The sequence below is a fragment of the Thermostichus vulcanus str. 'Rupite' genome, assembly GCF_022848905.1.
GTDB lineage: Bacteria > Cyanobacteriota > Cyanobacteriia > Thermostichales > Thermostichaceae > Thermostichus > Thermostichus vulcanus_A.
Genome location: NZ_JAFIRA010000024.1, coordinates 16,247 through 36,381 on the forward strand (window position 1 = coordinate 16,247; position 20,135 = coordinate 36,381).

19 protein-coding genes are annotated in these 20,135 nt (G+C 56.1%); 3 read left to right on the top strand and 16 right to left on the bottom strand.

The genetic code is table 11. The features are described 5' to 3' along the window. Positions 1-124 precede the first annotated feature (124 nt). The gene (locus JX360_RS10075; RefSeq protein ID WP_244350534.1) at positions 125-646 is read left to right on the top strand and encodes a TIGR02652 family protein; all 522 of its coding nucleotides are present in this window, start codon (positions 125-127) and stop codon (positions 644-646) included. A gap of 32 nt (positions 647-678) precedes the next feature. Here the strand turns inward: JX360_RS10075 and JX360_RS10080 are convergent, their stop codons facing one another. The 12 genes from JX360_RS10080 to JX360_RS10135 form a co-directional block, all read right to left on the bottom strand. Continuing rightward, the gene (locus JX360_RS10080; RefSeq protein ID WP_244350535.1) at positions 679-1,644 is read right to left on the bottom strand and encodes a tyrosine-type recombinase/integrase; all 966 of its coding nucleotides are present in this window, start codon (positions 1,642-1,644) and stop codon (positions 679-681) included. A gap of 99 nt (positions 1,645-1,743) precedes the next feature. After that, positions 1,744-2,268, bottom strand: a complete 525-nt coding sequence (gene lspA / locus JX360_RS10085; RefSeq protein ID WP_244350536.1) for a signal peptidase II — start codon at positions 2,266-2,268, stop codon at positions 1,744-1,746. Between the two features lie 103 nt (positions 2,269-2,371). Then, the gene (locus JX360_RS10090) at positions 2,372-5,059 is read right to left on the bottom strand and encodes a glycoside hydrolase family 38 N-terminal domain-containing protein (protein ID WP_244350537.1); all 2,688 of its coding nucleotides are present in this window, start codon (positions 5,057-5,059) and stop codon (positions 2,372-2,374) included. 68 nt (positions 5,060-5,127) lie between these two features. Beyond that, complete coding sequence (secA, locus tag JX360_RS10095; RefSeq protein WP_244350538.1) at positions 5,128-8,007, bottom strand: preprotein translocase subunit SecA; 2,880 nt, start codon at positions 8,005-8,007, stop codon at positions 5,128-5,130. Positions 8,008-8,325: 318 nt separating this feature from the next. Beyond that, positions 8,326-9,270 (bottom strand): F0F1 ATP synthase subunit gamma, encoded by a 945-nt coding sequence (locus tag JX360_RS10100; RefSeq protein ID WP_244350539.1) that lies wholly within the window; start codon positions 9,268-9,270, stop codon positions 8,326-8,328. 108 nt (positions 9,271-9,378) lie between these two features. Beyond that, positions 9,379-10,899 carry a F0F1 ATP synthase subunit alpha gene (atpA, locus tag JX360_RS10105; protein WP_244350540.1) on the bottom strand — a complete coding sequence of 507 codons (1,521 nt, stop codon included), beginning with the start codon at positions 10,897-10,899 and terminating at the stop codon, positions 9,379-9,381. A gap of 50 nt (positions 10,900-10,949) precedes the next feature. Further along, entirely contained in the window at positions 10,950-11,498 is a 549-nt protein-coding gene (gene atpH, locus JX360_RS10110; protein ID WP_244350541.1) for an ATP synthase F1 subunit delta, read from the bottom strand. A gap of 17 nt (positions 11,499-11,515) precedes the next feature. Continuing rightward, positions 11,516-12,088 carry a F0F1 ATP synthase subunit B gene (locus JX360_RS10115; protein WP_244350542.1) on the bottom strand — a complete coding sequence of 191 codons (573 nt, stop codon included), beginning with the start codon at positions 12,086-12,088 and terminating at the stop codon, positions 11,516-11,518. 40 nt (positions 12,089-12,128) lie between these two features. After that, positions 12,129-12,602 (bottom strand): F0F1 ATP synthase subunit B', encoded by a 474-nt coding sequence (locus tag JX360_RS10120; RefSeq protein ID WP_244350543.1) that lies wholly within the window; start codon positions 12,600-12,602, stop codon positions 12,129-12,131. A 117-nt stretch (positions 12,603-12,719) separates the two neighbouring features. Then, positions 12,720-12,965 (bottom strand): ATP synthase F0 subunit C, encoded by a 246-nt coding sequence (atpE, locus tag JX360_RS10125; protein WP_235280127.1) that lies wholly within the window; start codon positions 12,963-12,965, stop codon positions 12,720-12,722. A 183-nt stretch (positions 12,966-13,148) separates the two neighbouring features. Next, positions 13,149-13,895: a F0F1 ATP synthase subunit A gene (gene atpB, locus JX360_RS10130; protein ID WP_244350544.1), complete on the bottom strand. Its 747-nt coding sequence runs from the start codon at positions 13,893-13,895 to the stop codon at positions 13,149-13,151. A gap of 5 nt (positions 13,896-13,900) precedes the next feature. Beyond that, positions 13,901-14,449: an ATP synthase subunit I gene (locus JX360_RS10135; protein WP_244350545.1), complete on the bottom strand. Its 549-nt coding sequence runs from the start codon at positions 14,447-14,449 to the stop codon at positions 13,901-13,903. A 314-nt stretch (positions 14,450-14,763) separates the two neighbouring features. Between JX360_RS10135 and JX360_RS10140 the strand changes: the two genes are divergently transcribed. Together JX360_RS10140 and JX360_RS10145 are read left to right on the top strand one after the other, a co-directional pair. Continuing rightward, on the top strand, positions 14,764-15,363 hold the full coding sequence (locus JX360_RS10140; RefSeq protein ID WP_244350546.1) for a DUF3177 family protein: 600 nt from the start codon (positions 14,764-14,766) through the stop codon (positions 15,361-15,363). Next, the gene (locus JX360_RS10145; RefSeq protein ID WP_244350547.1) at positions 15,360-15,692 is read left to right on the top strand and encodes a DUF7734 family protein; all 333 of its coding nucleotides are present in this window, start codon (positions 15,360-15,362) and stop codon (positions 15,690-15,692) included. The genes JX360_RS10140 and JX360_RS10145 overlap by 4 nt, the downstream gene beginning before the upstream one ends. A gap of 9 nt (positions 15,693-15,701) precedes the next feature. Here the strand turns inward: JX360_RS10145 and gpmI are convergent, their stop codons facing one another. The 4 genes from gpmI to mnmE form a co-directional block, all read right to left on the bottom strand. Then, a complete protein-coding gene (gene gpmI / locus JX360_RS10150) occupies positions 15,702-17,291 on the bottom strand; it encodes a 2,3-bisphosphoglycerate-independent phosphoglycerate mutase (protein ID WP_244350548.1) in 1,590 nt (529 codons plus the stop codon). Positions 17,292-17,507: 216 nt separating this feature from the next. Beyond that, positions 17,508-18,026: a tetratricopeptide repeat protein gene (locus tag JX360_RS10155; protein ID WP_244350549.1), complete on the bottom strand. Its 519-nt coding sequence runs from the start codon at positions 18,024-18,026 to the stop codon at positions 17,508-17,510. A gap of 15 nt (positions 18,027-18,041) precedes the next feature. After that, positions 18,042-18,542 (bottom strand): DNA starvation/stationary phase protection protein Dps, encoded by a 501-nt coding sequence (gene dps / locus JX360_RS10160; protein WP_244350550.1) that lies wholly within the window; start codon positions 18,540-18,542, stop codon positions 18,042-18,044. Between the two features lie 143 nt (positions 18,543-18,685). After that, on the bottom strand, positions 18,686-20,065 hold the full coding sequence (gene mnmE / locus JX360_RS10165; protein WP_244350551.1) for a tRNA uridine-5-carboxymethylaminomethyl(34) synthesis GTPase MnmE: 1,380 nt from the start codon (positions 20,063-20,065) through the stop codon (positions 18,686-18,688). Positions 20,066-20,135: the final 70 nt, after the last annotated feature.

Sequence of the window (20,135 nt, forward strand, 5' to 3'; positions counted from 1 at the left end):
TAGGAGATCCTGCCAGATTTTGCCAGGGGATCCCTTTCCGGTCAAATCCACGGAAAGGCAACCTCTATAATGTGTACAACTGTGGATTTGCCTGTACACACAGCCCATTTTTGTGGGGTTCTCTATGACGGTTGCCTTTTCCTATCCCATTTTTGGCCCCAGCATCCAGTGTCCCCACTGTCGGCAAACGATTGCTGCCCTGACCCTGACGGATACCTACCTTTGTCATCGGCATGGCGCGTTTGAGGCAGATCCTGAGCAGGAGGAGCTGGTGCACTTGCAATCGGGGCGGCGTTGGCGTTTCTGGGAAGGCCGTTGGTTCCGTCAACACACCCATGCTGATGGGATCCGCTTTGAGATTCATGAAGAATTGGATCGGTTGCGCATGCAGGGGCTGCGGGCCACCCAGGTGGTTGTTGCGGAGCGTTATCACCAATTGCTCTCCCCCTATTTGGAACAGGGATCCCATCGTCGTCCTGGCCCACCTCGCCTCTATGGCTTGCCTGTCAGCTTCAGTTCCAGTGCCCCGGATGGTTCCAACTCCAATGGATCCGCCAACCGTTGGCGGGTGATCAACTTTGAACTAACCTACGAGATCGACCCGGCCATGCGGCAGCCGCAATCCCGTCTGCAATTGTGTGATTAGTGTTGGGATGAGGTTGTGGGAGTGAGGGATCCCTAGACCAAACCTTGATCCAGCACTTCGCGGGAACGGGCGATGGCGGCCCGCAGGTTGGCTCTCTGGGTGTAGCGCATGGTCATGGCGGCTGTGGTATGGCCAAGCAGGTGCTGAATGTGTTCTGGGGCAACGCCGCGATCCAAAAGTAAGGTGGCAAAACTGTGACGGAATTGATGGGGGGTTTGCTGGCCCGGTTCAGGCTCCGTAAGCTTCAGGACAATATGGCGTAGGCCATCGTAGGTGAGGGGTTTGCCCTGGTAGGCCGAGCAGCGGGATTGAGAAACAAACAAGGGATCCGTCGGCGCATACAGACCCCGTTCCAGGTTCAGGTAGTTTTGCAACAGCTCAGCAAGGGGAGCTCCAACCGCCACTGCCCGAGGTTTACTGCCTTTCCCGCAGCGCACCTCCAGCAGGGATCCCTCAGGGCTCATCTGAAAATCTTGGATGGTCAGATCCAACAGTTCCTGTGCGCGCAACCCGCACTCCAGCATGAGGCGGATCAAAGCTGCGTAACGCAGCGAATGGCTCTGGGCACGTTCCAACACCCGTTGCAACAGCAATCGATCCAAATCGCGGGGCAAGCGGGTCGGTAGGCGAGCAGCCCGAATCGCTTGGGTAGGCAGGGGAGTCTGGAAATAGCCGCGTCCGTGGGCCCATTCAAAAAACTGTTGCAAGGCTAGCCGCTTCAGGTTGTAGGTAGCGGGGGAAGCAGGCGGATGGATCCATTGGCCAGAACGGCTTTGAAACGGGCGACCCTTCAACCCATTCAGAAACGTCTGGACATGCACAGGCTGAATCTGCGCCAGAGGGACGGGGCAGGTTTTGGCAAATTGTTCCAGCGCAATACGATAGGTACGGCGGCTGGCTTGGGCCAAATCTCGCTCTCGCTCCTGCAAAAACTGAGCCACCAACTGGCTGAGGCTGGGGTGTAGGGATTGATCTGGAGCTGATGTTGGAGCCCTCATGTCTCATCTTGTCACATGTGACATACTCCCGACGCTATACCTACGGTACGCGACGCAAACACCTAACGGGTGCAGCGCGGGGCTGCTTGCGGGAATAGCTCAGTGGCTGTGGGGCGGGATCCCTTCCTCCGATTTTTTTCCCGGCTTGGGTAAAGCGGAGGGCGGTTCCGTTTTTTTCGAGTCACCCCGTAACAAGCCAATCAGCAGGCAAGCAACCCCAATGTTAATCGCCACATCCGCCACATTGAAGACCGGGAAGCGAATCCAGACAAAATTGAAAAAATCCACCACATAGCCCGTTGTGAAGCGGTCAATGCCATTCCCCACCGCCCCTGCCAACACCAAGCCATAGCCCGCCTGTTCCCAGCGGCTCATGATCCCGCCTCGAATCGCCAGCACCATCAACGCCAGCGAAACCCCCAAAGAGATCCACTTGAGGAACTCTCCCGAATCTTCAAACAAGCTCCAGGCGGCTCCGGTATTTTCCACGTAGGTGAGATGAAAGACCCCCGGCCACAGGCGAATCTCAGGCCCCGGCAGCAGCCGTTCCACCGCCCAGCGTTTGGTGACCTGATCCAAAATCACCCCCAGGATCCCGGCCAGCCAAAAACCTCCATTTTTCATGCTGTCTTCACCTCAATCAGTTCACCGGCAAGAGCGCCCAGATTAGCACTTTTCCTATCCTGACATCCTGCCACCCCCCTGAGGAATGCTTAGGAATGCGAACTCATTGAGAACTTTGAGCACTTTTGGCAGTGCTCTCTGTTAAGGCTAGACAAAGGATTTGAGCTGGCTCAAACTGGAGCTCTAGGGTGGTCAGGGATCCCTGGGTTGGACAAGTGGCTATACAAGGCAATTCCCCCGCCGGGAGCGGATCCTCATTCAAATCACAACGATGCACCGCTCGGATTGGACGGTGAATTTGAAGTTGCACCTGTTGCCGGATCCCGCTGCGGTTGTACAGCCTCAGGATTAGGCGACCAGCTTCGTCTCGCTTCAGGGCCGACAGGGCGATGATGGGGTTATCCACTTCAATCAACTGGGCCGGCATCTTCTGGGGGTGGGGTTGATCGTAGTCTCCCAACCACACCTGCTCTGCCCACAAAGGGTTCACCCAGGCTTCGGCGAGGGTGGCAGCCTGTTCTGGCTCTGGGGATCCCTCCAGCCAACGCCAGGCATACTCAAAGCGGTGTTCCCCGTGGCATTGTCCTTCTGGGGTGGGCAAACTTGGCCCCGCCTGTACCCGCCGAATGGCGCCACCGGCCCGCGACAGTATCCCTACCGCCCGGAGCAAAGTCAGGGCACAACGGGCTGTTTGTCCGCTGTCCACCAGCTCGTATTCGTGTAGGCCGCGATGGGCAATGAGCACACCATAACGTTGACCGGGATCCCTGTGGACGGTGTAAATCATGTCTTGGCTGAACTGGGTTGGGTAAAGCCCTTCCCCCGGATAGCCTTGAAAACAGTCGGGATCCTGGGCTGAGAGATCCACTCTTGGACGGGCTTGAACTTGGAAATGCCCGGTGACATAGGTGGCTGGGATCCCCGTAGGGCAGGGCAACAACACCCGCAGGCGATGATTCTTTAAGGTATTATTCAAGCGTGTGGTGAACTCCACCCACTCCTGGTGCAAACTGATGTCCGTGATCAGCGGCAAAGGAGAAGAGAGATCCCAGGGCGGTTGGATCAACGTGGCAACTTGTAGATGGTGGGGATCCAGCTGGGTGATGGCTGCTTCAGACAAGATCTGTGGGGATCCTGTCAAGCTGCTACTGTACAGATCCCCTTCATCCTGTTGATCTTCAAAACAAAGAAACTCTGGAATCACCTGCCCCGAGGGCTTATGCAGCAGAGTCAGTTGGCCGCTGGCGTTGGCAGTAATCCGGTAAATGGTGTTCTCGATTTGGATCGGATCTGGGATCCCGGTTGATGATGTTTCAGCGTTGGCTCTCGGGGAGGCAGAGCCAGCCGCGCGCAATTGTAAAAAACGCAGCCCCGTGGCGGGCATTTCTACTTCAAAGCGGAGTTGCAGACGGGATCCCTGGCGAAAATCCAAATGGCGGGCCTGAAACTCAGCGGGGGCTTCCAGTTGAACCTGTACCGGCATCTCCCCCCAGTCTTGATGCCAAAGCACCCACCCCTGCGCGGGGGGATCCCGGCGCCAAAGCAACGAACAGAACACCCGCTGAGTGACGGGGTAAGGATGGGGATTGAACACAGCCAGCCATTCCACGTCGGGATCGGGCCGAACCCCGGACTTCAAGGCCAGCTCGGTGAGGGTTTCGGCAATCACACCGCGAGCAAGGGTTTCCGCTTGACGAAAATGGAACAGATTATCCTGATGTACGGGGTCGATGCTACAGCCGCAGATGTCATCGTGCGGGTGACACAACAGCAACTGTCGCCAGGCTTCCTCCAGATGGGCCACCCACGGGATCCCTTCCGGACCCAAAGCGGCCACCAGCGGTTCAGCATAGCGCTCCAGCAGCGATTGCACCCGTTGATTGTGCTGTTTTAGATAAACCCGGGCCGACCACACCTGGCTGAGAATCGGGTGATGGGCGTTACCGAGTAACTCGCCCGTGTAGGTTTCCAGATCCGGTTGAGCATCCAGAATGGCCTGTACCAAGTTGGGGTAGCTGCCGTGGCTGAGGGAAATATCTGGGAATGCCCGTTGAGCCTTTTCCAGAAGGTCTGGCACTTGCGGTTGAGGAGGCATGTGATCGCCACCATTGCACAGCGGGATCACCCCCGAACGGCTGTGGGGAGCCAGTTGTTCCAGACACTCCTGCAACTGTTGTACCGCCAACTGGGGATCCGGTAATCTGCCCCGAAACTGACCAAACCGATGCGGATGCCCCCATGCCGAGAGGTTGTCGTAGCCGCCCCGGAGATTGACGGCCAAAACTCGGCTGCCATCCGGGGCTTGCCAATAAAACTCCGTGCCTGTGCGTTCAAACAGCGCTGCTGACATCCCTCGCATAAACAAAAAAGAACGCAGGCCAAACCCCTGCAAAATCTGCGGCATCTGGGCAATATGGCCAAAAGAATCGGGCATATAGCCTTCGCTCGGGATCCCACCCCAGGCCCGCACCGACCGGATCCCCCGCTGTAGATTACGGAGTAGCGCTTCGCCACTCACCAGAAATTCATCTGGCAAGACAAAAAAAGGTCCTACCTGTAGCCGCCCTAACCGGATCCAGTTCTCAATTTCTGGCCAGCGTTGGGGGCGAATTTGCCGGTAATCCTCCAGGACCACCGTTTGTCCATCCAGGGTGAAGCAGTGGTAATCCGGTTGACTCTCCAGAATATCCAGCACATGGTCGATTAAGCGCACCCAGTGCAACCGGTAGCTCTGGAACGGAAGGTACCAGGCTCGATCCCAATGGGTGTGAGAGAGGAGGATGGCTCGCATCTGGCCAACTTAGCCCCGGTGACTGGCTATGGGCGATTCGGGGATCCCTGCTCCTGTTTCTGGCAAAACTATTCCTCGCTGAAGTCCGCTTCCACTACGCCCCCACTGGCCTCTGTTGTACCCGCTGCACCCGCAGCCACCGTCTGAGCTGGAGCCGCCTGAACCACTTGAGAGGGCTGCACAATTTGCGGGGTAAAGACGAACAAGTTATAGACCGTGTTGCGGCGGATATTGTCCATCATCTCCAGGAACAGCTCGTAGCCCTCATTTTTGTACTCGATTAAGGGATCCTTCTGGCCATAGCCGCGCAGCCCCACTGATTCTCGCAGCGCTTCCATTTGTTGTAGGTGCTCCCGCCAAAGGGTATCCACCTGTTGCAACAGGAAAAATCGCTCCGCCCGACGCATCAAGCCCGGTTCAAAGGTATCCAGGAAGGCCTCCTTGGCTTCGTAAGCCAGTTCCGCCTGCTTGGTCAGATAGTCCAAGATTTGCTCGTAGGAAAGATCCCGCAGATCCTGAGCCTTGAGGTTGTCCTTCAGGAGCGGCACAAACTCCTGCATTTTGGCGGTCAGCTTGTCGATTTCCCATTCTTCTGGGGGCAATTCCGGATTGACGTGGGCGCGCACGATCTCGCCAACGGTTTTGCGCACGTAATCGAGGATTTTGGTTTTAATGTCCTCCCCTTCCAAAACCCGCCGCCGCTCGGAGTAAATGGCCCGCCGCTGGTTGTTCATCACCTCGTCATACTCAAACACCTGCTTGCGCATGTCGAAGTAATAGACTTCCACTTTTTTCTGGGCATTTTCCAGGCTGCTGGTGAGCAGGGGATGCTCAATTGGCATATCTTCTTCCACCCGGAACATGTCCATCATGCGGGAGACGCGATCCCCGCCGAAGATCTTGAGCAGGTTGTCTTCCAGGCTGAGGAAAAAGCGGGAGGAGCCCGGATCCCCTTGTCGGCCAGCCCGGCCCCGCAGTTGGTTGTCGATGCGCCGAGATTCGTGCCGCTCCGTGCCGATGACGTGCAGCCCCCCCAGCTTCACCACCTCTTCGTGTTCGGCGTCGGTGACCTTTTCGTACTCGGCTTTGATGCTGTTGTACACATCCCGCAGTTGTAAGATCAGTGGATCCTGCACGGGTGCTTTCTCGGAAGCCACTGCAATCAGATCTTCAACTGCCAACTCTGGCAACCGGTTCAAACCATACTTGGCCACCGCTGCCGCCACCGCTTCCTCCAGAGCCTGGCTGACCGGCTGAGAAAGCTCACAGGGATAGAGACTGGCAGAGACCACCGCCCAGGATTTTTTCGGTTTTGGGGCTGCCCCGCCAAACCCTTGGCCACCCCCCCGTCCGCCAACTTGTACGGATCCCATTGGGTTGTCCATATCCAGTTGCGCCAGCTTGGGCATCAGCCGCTCCCGGATCTTCAAGCGGGCCATGTACTCGGCATTTCCCCCCAAAATGATGTCGGTACCGCGGCCGGCCATGTTGGTGGCGATGGTAACAGCACCTTTGCGTCCGGCCTGGGCAATGATCTCCGATTCCCGCTCCACGTTTTCCGGTTTGGCATTGAGGAGGTTGTGGGGGATCCCCATCTCCTTGAGGATGGCCGAGAGTCGCTCCGATTTTTCCACGCTGGTTGTTCCCACCAGGACTGGACGGCCCCGCTCGTGCATTTGGGCAATTTCTTCCGCCACCGCTTGCCACTTGGCATTTTCGGTTTTATAGACCAAATCGGGGGCATCTTTGCGGCGAATCGGGCGGTTGGTGGGAATGGCCGTCACTTCCAGGTTGTAGGTTTTGCCAAATTCGGCTTCTTCCGTGCGGGCTGTTCCCGTCATGCCCGAAAGCTTCGGATAGAGCAAAAAGAGATTTTGGTAGGTGATGGTGGCCAGGGTTTGGCTCTCGTTTTGAATCGGCAGCCCCTCTTTGGCCTCAACCGCCTGGTGCAACCCATCCGACCAGCGCCGACCGGGCATCACCCGTCCGGTGAACTCATCCACAATCACCACTTCTTGGCCGCGGATGATGTAGTTGACATCCTTAATGAAGAGTTCTTTGGCCTTTACAGCATTGAAGACAAAGTGAGCCCAGGGATCCTTAGGATCAAACAGGTCGGAGACCCCCAACAACCGCTCTGCGGCTTCAAACCCTTCGTCTGTGAGGATAACGTTACGGGCTTTTTCATCCACCTCATAGTGTTCTTCGTTGATCAACTCCCGCGCCACCTGGGCGGCCCGCATATATTTCTCGGAGGGACGTGCTACCTGACCGGAGATAATCAGAGGGGTACGGGCTTCATCGATCAGGATGGAGTCCACTTCGTCGATGATGCAGTAGTTAAAAGGTCGCTGCATCACTTCCTTGATGTCATTGGCCATGTTGTCCCGCAGGTAATCAAAGCCCAGCTCGCTGTTGGTACAGTAGGTCACGTCACAGTTGTAGTTGCGGCGTTTTTCCTCTGGAGACATGCCCTGCTGGATGAGGCCCACCGTCAAGCCCAAAAAGCGGTGAACCTGTCCCATCCACTCCGAGTCCCGACGGGCCAGGTAATCGTTCACTGTAACGATGTGAACCCCTTTGCCGGTGAGACCATTGAGGTAGGCAGGCAGGGTGGCAACGAGGGTTTTCCCTTCCCCCGTTTTCATTTCGGCGATTTGGCCTTCATGCAGCACCATGCCACCGATCAATTGCACATCGTAGTGACGCAGGTTTAGAACTCGTTTTGCCGCCTCCCGCACTACGGCAAAGGCTTCCGGCAAGAGTTCGTCCAGAGATTCTCCCCTGTCCAGGCGCTGCCGAAATTCGCTGGTTTTGGCCTTGAGCTGCGCATCCGAAAGAGAGGCGATCTCGATCTCTAGCGAGTTGATCAACTTGAGGGCAGGGCGGTACTGCCGCACCTTCCGATCGTTGGGATCGCCGAGGATCTTCTGTAGAGTCTGGAGCATGGGGCAAGCCTGGGCCAATAGCCAATAATATTGATCTGTGACAATTTTACCATTTTGGCTTCGTTAGCCAGGTAGAGGTTCTCCCGCGAGACTCCCGTTTACGCCCCTAGGGGATATTACAGCCCTTTCGCGGGTTTACTACAACAGCGGCTGTGTTGCTAACCCATTTCAAGAGGGATAGAGTGCTCCACAACGCTATCGCGAAGGGGATTAACCCCGTGCTGGGTGACTAGCGAAAGGGCTGTAATTTTCGCTGAGCCCTGATGGCTGTTCTTCCGGTTTTGAATTGACGATATCTCCCTGATACCTACCGAAACCCTACAGGGCTTGCGCTCCCGCCACGACTTCTAAAATCTCTTGAGTAATGGCTGCTTGACGGGCTTTATTGTAGGACAGCCCCAGGGTACGGATTAACTCGCTGGCATTGTCACTGGCATTGTTCATGGCAGTCATCCGGGCAGCCAACTCACTGGCGGCTGATTCTTGCAAGGCCCGCAGTAATTGGTTGTTCAAATAAAGGGGCAACAGGGCATCCAAAATCTGTACCGGATCCTGCTCAAAGATCATGTCTTGGGGAGGGGCAGAAACAGGGGCCACCACCTTGGTACGTTCCACAGTAAACTCGCCACCTCGAACCAGCAGGTTGAAGATCTCATCATCCTGGGTGGATAAACGGGAAGGATCCAAAGGCAGAAGGGACTGCACCACAGGGCGGGAACTAATCAGAGAAACAAAGCGGGTGTAGATCAGCTCCACTTTATCCACCTTTTCCGAAAGGAAGGCCGAGAGCAGTTGATCCCCAATTTGAGCTGCCTCAGCCGCAGAAGGGATCTGAGACAAATTCATATAGGTCTTGGCAATGGGGGCAGAGCGTCGCTGAAAGTATTGCACCGCCTTACGCCCAATCAGGTAAAGCTCCACTTGGCCACCCGCTTCCTGGATTTCGCGGACGCGTTCCTCGGTGCGTTTGATAACGTTGGAGTTGTAGGCCCCACATAAGCCCCGATCCCCAGACACCACCAACAGACCTACCGTTTGGATCGGGCGCTGTTGCAGCAGGGGTAGATTGACATCTTCTAGCCGCAGACGGGTTTGCAGCCGATAGAACACCTGGGCCAAGCGATCCGCAAAAGGACGGGTGGCATTCACCTGATCCTGGGCACGTCGTACCCGAGCTGCCGCCACCAACCGCATGGCTTCGGTGATCTTGCGGGTGTTTTTGACTGACTTAATCCGATCGCGGATACCCTTTAGGTTTGCCATGACCTGTCCCCTGTGCTGTGGTGAGTCTTGGGGGGATCCGCTGCAGAAAGTAACTTTAGGGGATCCCCACCCTTACGCAAGTGAATCTCAAGCCCTCTGGGCTGAATCCTAGCTCACTTTCGCCGTGAAGCTTTGCTTGAACTCCGTGATGGCAGTTTTTAGAATCTCTTCTGCCTCTTCCGTCAGTTGCTTAGTGGAACGGACGATTTCACCGAATTTGGGATGGGTACTGCCCAGATAGGTGAGGAGACCCTGCTTAAAAGCAGCCACTTTCTCCACCGGAATGTCATCCAAGTAGCCCCGGGTACCGGAGTAAATCACCGCCACCTGTTGATCCAGTGAGAGGGGAGAGTATTGCGGCTGCTTCAGCACCTCCTGCAGGCGTTGGCCCCGGGCCAGCTGTTTTTGGGTGGCTTCGTCCAGGTCAGAGGCAAACTGGGCAAAGGCTTCCAAATCCCGGAATTGAGCCAATTCCACCTTAATCGAGCCAGCCACCTTTTTCATTGCCTTGGTTTGGGCGGCAGAGCCGACACGGCTGACGGAAATCCCCACGTTGATGGCGGGGCGGATCCCGGCGTTGAACAGGTCGGACTCTAGGAAGATCTGCCCATCGGTAATGGAGATGACGTTGGTGGGAATATAGGCGGACACATCGTTGGCTTGGGTTTCCACAATCGGTAGGGCGGTCATGGATCCCTCACCCAATTCCGTGCTCAGCTTGGCGGCCCGCTCCAATAGCCGGGAGTGTAAGTAAAACACATCGCCTGGATAAGCTTCCCGACCAGGGGGACGGCGCAACAACAGAGACATTTGCCGGTAGGCCACCGCTTGTTTGGAAAGGTCATCGTAAACCACCAAGGTATGCTTGCCCTGGTACATGAAGTGTTCGGCAATGGTTGCACCACAGTAAGGAGCTAACCACTGCAGCGGAGCTGGGCTATCTGCACCGGCAGCCACCACAATGCTGTACTCGAGAGCACCTCGCTCCGCTAAGGTGCCGACCACCTGGGCCACTGTGCTTTGCTTTTGGCCGATGGCGACGTAGACGCAGATCACATCCTGCCCTTTCTGGTTCAGGATCGTGTCCACAGCCACGGTGGTTTTGCCGGTTTGGCGGTCACCGATGATCAGTTCCCGCTGCCCCCGACCAATGGGGATAAGGGCGTCGATGGCGGTGATGCCGGTTTGAAGGGGCTCGTATACGGAGCGGCGATCGATGATGCCAGGGGCAGGAGATTCAATTAACCGAAAATCACTCGTGTTGATCGGCCCTTTGCCATCGATGGGGTTACACAAGGGATCCACCACCCGACCCAAGAGGGCTTCGCCGACAGGAATGCTGGCAATTTTCCCCGTGGATTTGACGGTGGATCCCTCCTGGATATTGCGCCCTGACCCGATCAACACCGCGCCGATGTTGTCTTCTTCGAGGTTCAAGGCGATGCCGGTGGTGCCATCCTCAAACTCCAGCAGTTCACTCGCCATTACCTTATCCAGGCCGTAGATGCGGGCGATGCCATCACCGACCTGCAGGACAGTACCGACATTGGAGACTTGCATCTCCTGGTTGTATTGCTCAATCTGCTGCTTGATGATGGTGCTGATTTCGTCAGGGCGAATGGTAGCCATAACAGTCCTCTAAACGTGATTCGATCAGGATCCAAAAAACAACGGCAAACTTAGGTCAGCTGTAGGGTAAGACGGCGCAACTGGCCCCGCAAGCTCAGGTCGATCACCTGGGATCCAACCTTGATGATCACTCCACCCAGTAGGGTTGGATCCAGAGTGGTTTGCAACTCCACACTGCTGGCTTGGGTGAAGTCCTGCACCCGCTCACAGATGGACTGTTGCTGGGCTTCCGTCAGAGGCACAGCCGTCGTCACTTGGGCCAAGGCAATGTTCTGCAACTTCCGTTGCAAATCCAAGAAGCGCTGACAGACTGCCCCCAGAAACATGATGCGGCGACGGTCGGTCAATAACTTCAAGGCATTCAGCAATAGCGGATGAATCTGATCTGCAAATACCTGCTGCAACAGGCTTTTCTTGACTTCGACTTTAATCACCGGGTTGGAGAGAAATTGGGTCAGCTCTGGGGTGGACTGAAGGACAGCGGCGATGAAGCGAATATCGGCAGCAAAGGTGTCCAATATCCCCTGGCCAGATCCCAGAGAGATGAGGGCCTCAGCGTAGGGATCCACCACCTGTTCGGCAATTGCACTGCTGGTCATAGCTTCCCCTTTCTCCTCTAGCGGGCAATCATCTGGATCCCTTGGTCAATCAGGCGCTGCTGCACTTGATCGGTGAGGTGTTGCGGCAACTCTTGCTCGACCTTGCTCAGGGCCTGGCGCACGATTTGGCGGCGCAACTCCTGTAAAACGCGCTCCTGCTCAGTAGACACATCTTTTTCAGCGGTGGCCCGCAACCGTTCAATTTCTCGATCCGCCTGCTCTAGCAACTCTTGACGACGGGCTTCGGCGTTGGCTTCCGCCTGGCGAAGGATTCGCTCAGCTTCCTGCTGTGCTTGGGCCAGCTTTTGCTGCTGATCCGCGAGCTTCTCAATCGCTTCCTGCTTACGGTGCTCCGCCTGTTGCAATTCTTCTAAGATGGCCTCCCGCCGTTTGGCCAGAGCTTCACCCACCACCTTGCGACCGAGGATGAAGAGCAGGATGAGGATAATGGCGATGTTGACCAAGTTACTATCCAGAACCTTGGCAAACAGATCCCCCTCTTCCGAGTCTTCAAGAAGTTCCATGGCCTCGGCCACTGGTTCAGCGACAGCAAGGATCCAACTGGGCATCAGGCTCCACACGGGTGTCATGCTCGACTCCAAAGGCATTGAACGCACTTTCCAAACCAGATCAGCGGGTGCTACCCAATAGCTTCTGGGTAATCTGGGCAGCAATGGCATCCACCTGTTGTTGCAGTTGGCTCAGGGCTGCCTGTTTCTCTTCCTCCACTCGTACCCGTGCAGCTTCTAGCTTCTCCTGAAGTTCTGCCTGAACGACAGCCAATTTTTCAGACCGGATCCGTGCTGCCGCCGCTTCAGCTTCGGCAATCAGTTGCTGGGCCTTGAGGCGGGCTTGACTGATCTCAGTCTCATATTGGCGAGTCAGGGCCACCACCTTATCCAAGCGGTCTTGCGCTTCCGCCTGGGTGGTACGGATGTAGTCGCTACGACCGTCCATGGTGCGGGTGACTGGCTCGTAAAACAGAGCGTTAAGTACTGCCACCAACAGCAAAAACTGAATGGCGATCAGAGGCAGAGTGGCATCGAAATCGAATAGCCCACCTTTTTCAGCAACTTCAGCAGCCAACAGGGTTTGAGAGAGCATCGGTGTTGCAGCCCCAACAGGAACAATCTTCGATCTGATATCAGGTTAGGTCAGGGGGCAGATCCCTCAATAGACCTGCAATAGCCTGAGCTAGGCAATCTACCCCCGTGAACCTTCTTAGGCAAAAGGGTTGGCAAACAAGAGCACCAAAGCCACCACCAAGCCGTAAATGGTCAAGGCTTCCATGAAAGCAAGGCTGACCAACAAGTTACCGCGAATTTTGTCTTCGGCTTCCGGCTGACGAGCTACCCCTTCCATGGCAGCAGCAGCGGCGTTCCCCTGACCGATCCCAGGGCCCAGGGATCCCAGACCAATGGCCAGAGCAGCAGCCAGAACGGAAGCAGCAGAGGTTAACGGATCCATAATTCAGACGCTCCTTAGTGATTGACAAAATGAGAGACAGCGTTTTTCGAACGGTGAGGTGATCTGGCCTGAAACGATACATCAGCCTCAAATCACTTCCTTGTCAGTGGCCTTCAGATCAAACCTGTCAGCCCCAACAAACCTTACCAGAGAAGGGATCCCTAGCGATGACCCAATTGTGGATCAGTCGTGGTGTTCCCCGCCCCCATGACCTTCTAAGGCCTCCCCGATATAGGCAGCTGAGAGGGTAGAGAAGATCAAAGCTTGAATCGCCCCCGTGAACAGGAACAAAATCATGACTGGCACCGGGATAAACAAAGGCACCAGTAAAACCAACACTGCAATCACCAGTTCTTCCGCCAAAATGTTGCCAAACAGTCGGAAGCTGAGGGAGAGGGGCTTGGTGAAGTCTTCCAGGACGTTGATGGGCAACAGAATCGGGGTGGGCTCGATGTACTTCCTGAAGTAGGACAGACCCCGCTTGCTAATGCCCGCCACAAAGTACATAACACTAGTGAGCAAAGCCAAGCCGGCAGTGGTATTGATGTCATTGGTGGGGGAGGCCAATTCCCCTTCCGGCAACGGGATCAGCTTCCAGGGGAAGAGATTACCCATCCAGTTGGAGACAAAGATGAACAGGAACAAGGTGCCCACGTAGGGAACCCAGGGGCGGTAGTTTTTCTCCCCGATCTGGGCGCGGGCAATCCCCTGGACAAATTCCAGGGCATACTCGACGAAGTTTTGCAAACCACCGGGCTCCCGTTGCAACTGGCGAGTGCCGAGCACCACCACCGTCAAGATGAGGGCGATGGCGATCCAACTGGCGATCAGGACCTGCCCGTGTACGGTGAATTTGCCGAGATGCCAGTAGAGGTGATGGCCAACCTCCAGTTCTGCCAGGAAAGGGTGAGAGAAGAAGGACAGGTTCATGGATATCACGCAGAAGAGGATGAACGTGTCAAGGTCTGGACAATATGGATGAGCAGGGTGACTTTGTAGGTCATAAAGCCGAGAAAAATGGGCAGAACTTGCAAAGATTCCACCTGAGTGGCTAAGACGATCAGCCCAACAAACAAAGCCAGACGAGTCACTCCCAAGCGGTTGCGGCTTTTGCCTAACTCCGCCACCCCTCGGCTCAGCATCCGCAGGTAAACCAAACCCACCAGCGCACCGAGCAGGTAGTTGGCAGCCACCGCAACGGAGTAGACAAAGGCCACACAGATGGCAATGGCTAGGCTGACCGCCAACGTCACCCCCACCAACCACAATTGCAGCTGTGCGTAGCTCCCCTTGCCGGAATCCATCGCCTTCGGCACGCTCGGGGTCGGTTCTGGCAGATCCTGAACCGCAACCTTTGAGTCGGATTCCGTAGAATCCCTAGAACGGGCAGACACCTCAGGCAGGGGAGGCAGTGGCGTAGGCTTCCACTGAGTCGCCTTCCAACGGCTAAAACTATGGGAGAGGAGTCTGGGAGAACGTGTCATGAGTATGAGGTCATACCTCTCGGGACTCGACCGTAACTCAACATAACATGATTAAGTAACAATACTTAATGACATTAAGCTGAGCTGAGGCCGGGTGAAACGTCCGTTCTCTGCCCAGAAGAGCAACTCGCCCCCTGATACACCCGGATGTTCCTCTAAGAATCTACCACTTTCGCGGATCGGCAACGGCAGAAATTGGAAAACTTTCTGAGGGTCGCCCAGTGCAAAGTTTTGTCTGTGCTAAGCGGAGAAATTGTAATATTTCGTGATCCCGCCACTTTTATACTGAGGGACAGAACTCCTAGGGAAGGCACATGAGCCCAGAAAGTTGGCTAGCAGACGTAATCTGGCTGGATTATGGCCTCGCGGTGGCTTGGACGGTTCTGCTGCCTTTGATCCTTTTGGTTTGGGCTTTCTTGGTGGGGCTGCGCCCCCTGATTCAACTGCTGATCGTCTACTGGCGGGTTTCCAGCTTGCTGGCAGTGACGGTGTATTTGATGATTGCTAGCCTGCCGGTGAGCTTTTTGACAGGGGCAATGGCGCGTCTGTTGATCTTGATCTGCGTTTGGTTTTGGTCGGATTGGAGTGTGGCTCTGCAACAGTCTAGAACTTGGGCGGCGCGAGTGTTTCTGCTCTGGCGTTGGAGTTTAACCGGGTATATGGGGATTGGGATCCTCTTTTCGGGAGCGTTTGTGCCCTGTGCTTTTCAGGGATCCCTATCGGAGGCTTGTCGGGCTTGGTTTGCGCCGCCGCTGGGATTTCGAGAGATTTTTCACCCCCAGGTGCCGGTGGAGCTGCTGGGTCGTGTGGGGGCCTTTGGCTTGGTGGCTTACCTGCTCTACAGCGTTTATTTTGTCTGGCGGTTGCGACCCGGTGGTCCTCTGAACCCCATCCCTAGAGGAGAGGAGGCATGACGGCTTTGCCTTGGCCATTGGCTCTAGAACGCTACAGTCAAGCGCACCCTCAGGAAGTGTTGCGGGTGCAGGTGGATGTGTCTGGAGAAGCTGACTTGGTGTTAATTTACAAAGGCTTTAGCAGTTCCTTAATGCGCTCTACCCCTGCCAATGCGGACGAGGCGGTGATTGCTCCGGCGGCTCAGTTTCGACAACTGGAGCGGTTGACTGCCCCCTACCATCCCAGCCAATCCCAGATCTTGGCCACCTACAGTCAATGGTCAGAGCTAAAAGCGTGGCTTGAACAGGAAGGGATCCCTGTAGCGGAGTATCCCAATCCAGCGGGATAACCCAACGAACTAACGAACCACGGGAGCCGGACGCCGCTGCACCGAGAACTCTGCCGAATGCAATAGAGAACGACCCGTCATCTCCTGAGGCTGGGGTAAGCCGAGAATTTGGAGGAGGGTAGGAGCCACATCCGCCAAAGTGCCGTCGGAGCGCAACTTCACCTGTCCACCGTAGCCAGGGATTTTTCGGCCTTCCCCTTCCACCAAAATGCAGGGAACAGGGTTGGTGGTATGGGCTGTCCAGGGGTTGTGATCCTCATCCCACATCACCTCAGCATTGCCGTGATCTGCCAAGATCAAGGTTGTGCCGCCCACATCCACCACGGCTGCCAATAGCTTGCCAATACACTGATCTACTGTTTCTAGAGCGCGCACGGTCGCTTCGTAGTTGCCGGTATGACCGACCATATCTGGGTTGGCATAGTTGAGGATCACCAGGCTGTACTCACGGCGGGCAATAGCTTCGACGACTTTCTCGGTGACTTCTATGGCCGACATTTCCGGTGCTTGGTCGTAGGTCGTGACCATTGGGCTTTGTACCAAGATGCGATCCTCGCCGGGGAAAGGCTGCTCGATACCCCCATTGAAGAAATAAGTGACGTGGGCATACTTCTCGGTTTCCGCAATGCGCAGCTGCTTTAAGTTGGCCTCACTCACCACTTGACCCAGCAGATGATCCAGATTCTGGGGCTTGAACAGTACCTCCACCGGCAAGTCCGCTTCGTACTGGGTCATGGTGATAAAAGTCAAGTTGGGTAGCAGCGGGCGCTCAAAACCAGAAAAATCCGGGCTGACAAAGGCGTGGGTGAGCTGGCGGGCGCGGTCGGGGCGGAAATTAAAGAAGATGACCCCATCCCCGTCTTGAATAGCACCAGGAGCGAGGCGGGTGGGGGGAATGAACTCATCTGTCAGATCTTGGCTATAGAACTCCTCCATCACCTCAGCGGCGCTGCGTCCCTGACCGGGGCCATCTTGGGTCATCACTTCGTAGGCTTTCTGGATCCGATCCCAGCGGCGATCCCGATCCATGGCATAGTAGCGCCCACTCAGGGTGGCAATCACACCGTTGCCCAACAGATCCAACTCCTTTTGCAGAGCAGCTAAAACGGTTGCACCCTCCCGTGGCAAGGTGTCGCGGCCATCGGTAATTGCGTGGATATAAGTGGGAACCTGAGCTTGTGCCGCCAGTTTGAGCAGACCGTAGAGGTGGTCAATATGGGAGTGGACTCCCCCCTTGGAACACAACCCCAGCAGGTGCAGACGACCACGCCGTTCCTTGAGAGTGCGGCAGAGATCCACCAGTAACGGCTCCTGAAACAGGGATCCCGTTTCCACTGCATCGCTAATGCGCACCAGTTCTTGAGGCACTACCCGTCCAGCGCCCAAGGTGAGATGTCCAACTTCCGAGTTGCCCATTTGCCCAGCCGGCAAGCCCACCGCTCGCCCTGAGGCTTCCAGAAGGGTGTGGGGATAGGCAGCCCAGAGGCTATCCATGACAGGGGTATGGGCACTCAGCACCGCATTGCCATCGAGGGCATCCCGGTAACCCCAGCCATCCAGGATTACCAAAACCACAGGCGCCACCGATTGCGTGTCCATGAAATGGCCTCTCATTTTGATTCAACATATGATACCAGCCCAGGCAACACGATGCCGGATCCTCTATTTGCGCTCAAGATTTCTGCCCTCTTTTGAGGGGAAAAGCACCCATTGTGCTGACTTTGATGAGGACTTATTCTAACCAGAAACGGCCTTGGATCCCTGGGTCAAGGGTATTTCTACCGAAGCTAGAATCTGGCTACTCGGATCAATCCCTCAGGTGCTGGGTTGCAGGCGTTTGCGCAGTGAGTCCGAGCGACGTTTGGCGACGGCATTCTTCGGGTCCAATTTCAGGACAGTTTCGTAGGCTTCTAGGCTGGGTCCATAGAGATTTTTCTTCTCGTAGGCATGGGCCAAATTATTCCAGCCAGTCACATAGTCGGGATCTGCAGTCACCGCATCTTTGTAGTAGCGGATGGCTAGATCGTATTGCTCCTGGCTGAAATAGGCAAAACCCAGGGCATTACAGACGAGGGGAATGTCTTCTCCCGCCACCTCAAGGGCCTTTTTCATCTGAGCAATGGCTTGATCGTAAAGGCGCTTTTGCAGATAGACACTGCCTAGCTCGTAGTGCTCCTGCGGGGATCCCTTTCCTTTGGTCAGGCGAGGTTGCAGTTGGTTGAGCACTTTTTCTTGGGCCCGTACCCGCAACACTTCCCGCAGGACGAAGAAGCCTGCTACCCCGAGAATGCCAGCCAATGCAGAAAGGTAAAGGAGCGGAGCATTGATGCCCATGGTGCCTACCCAGAATTACGCCTGTAGGTGAGCCTCGATGAACCAGAGATCTTTGTCAATCTGGCGGGAGATTTCCGTGAACAGATCAGCAGTATCCGCATCCCCTAGCTCTGTGGAGCGCTCGATGTTGCTGCGGGTGGCTGCCGCGTACTGACCGTAGCGGTCGGCCAAGGCTTGCAGGTGATCCCGTCCTGCTTCAGCGGCCAGGTCATATTCTGGTAAGGCGGAGGTTTGGGCAACGATGCGAGCCGTGCCCCGCGCAACCCCCCCAAGGGCGGTTACCCGTTCTGCTAGCATATCCACGTAGGTTTCCAGGGTGCCCGCAAAGGTATCGAACATCTCGTGCAGAGCAATGAAATGCATCCCTTTGACGTTCCAGTGGGCTTGCTTCACCTGGGTTTTCAGATCCAGTGTGTCCGCCAGCGCCTGGTTGAGCAGCCCCACCAGCTCGACACGAGCGTCTTGGGGCAGATCAATGCGAGTGGAGTACAGACGGGTCTTCTCGGTGGTTAACATAACCAAGCTCCTGGGTATCGGTTTCCATTATCGAACATTAGACAACGGCCTGAGGAACGCCCCCATGGGAGGGATCCCTACGGTTGTCAACTAAAGACATATTAACACAAACTCGGAACGGGTATGAGTTAGGGCTTGAGTGACTACTTGCCGATGCAGAAGCGGCTGAAAATCTGATCCAGGACTGACTCTGAGACTTCTTCACCGGTAATTTGTCCAAGGGCATGGAGAGCGGCCCGCAGGTCGATCGTCCAAAAGTCGAAAGGGAGCTGCTCTTGAAGGGATTCTTGCACCCGTTCCAGGCTAGCTTGCGCTTGGATCAGAGCCGCAGCTTGGCGTTGGTTCAGACTCACGGCCAAGTTAGGTTGGGGACGGCCTTGGCAGGCGATCTGCTCCACAGCCGCTTCTAGGGCCGGGATCCCTTCTCCTTGGGCGGCCACTGCTGGGATCCGATATTGAATCTGCGGGGGGATCTGGATCCCTTGCAGGGGGGCCAAATCGGTTTTGTTGACTACCAGAATTAGGGGACGGTGGCGGATGGACTCGTAAATGGCGGCATCGGCTTTTGTCCAGCCTGCCTGAGCATCGATCACCAGCACCAGTACATCGGCTGTTTGGGCTAGGCGCGTGGAGCGTTCTACCCCTAAGCGTTCCACCGGATCTTCGGTGTTGCGGATGCCAGCTGTATCCAGCAGTTGGACTGGGATCCCCCGCACCACCAAATTGGACTCCACCACATCGCGGGTGGTACCTGGTAGGTCGGTAACAATGGCCCGATCCTGGCCCGACCAGGCATTGAGCAGGCTGGATTTGCCCACATTGGGGCGCCCGACAATGGCAACCTTTAGGCCGGTGCGCAGCAACTCTCCCCGTGCCGCCGTAGCCAGGAGGGTTTGGATCTGGGTTTGGCATTGTTGCAACTGGGCTTGCCAAGCTGGAAGATCCAAGGGGGGCAGATCCTCTTCAAAGTCGATGCGGGCCTCGATCTCCGCCAATAAACTCAGCAACTGGTGCCGCAGGGTGCGAATGGATTCCGCCAATTTCCCTTGGAGGCCCGCCAGCGCCATTTGGGCGGCCTGCGGAGATCGGGCAGCCACCAGATCCGCCACACTTTCTGCTTGGGTGAGATCAATTCGGCCATTCAAAAAGGCCCGCAGGCTAAATTCCCCCGGCTGGGCCAGACGGGCTCCCCGCCGCAAACACTGCTGCAGCGTTGCCTGAACCACCATAATCCCCCCATGGCAGTGCAATTCCACCACGTCCTCACGGGTATAGGAACGGGGGGCTTGCATCCACACCGCCAGAGCTTCGTCCAGGGTTTGGCCGGTTTCGTCGCGGATCCAGCCGTAGATCATCTGGTGGCTTTTCCAGAGGCGATGCGGGCGGGCGGGGGTAAAAATGGTCTGGGCAATGGAGAGGGCCTGGGATCCCGAAAGGCGCACAATCCCAACACTGCCCTGTTCGGGAACCACCGCAGTCGCAATGGCGGCAATCGTATCGGCAAGCGGGGTGGTCGGATCCATGGGGCGCAAGATCACAAGAAAGCAGGCAACGGCAACAGGACAAGACTGGCTAGAATTGCCCGTACTGCTT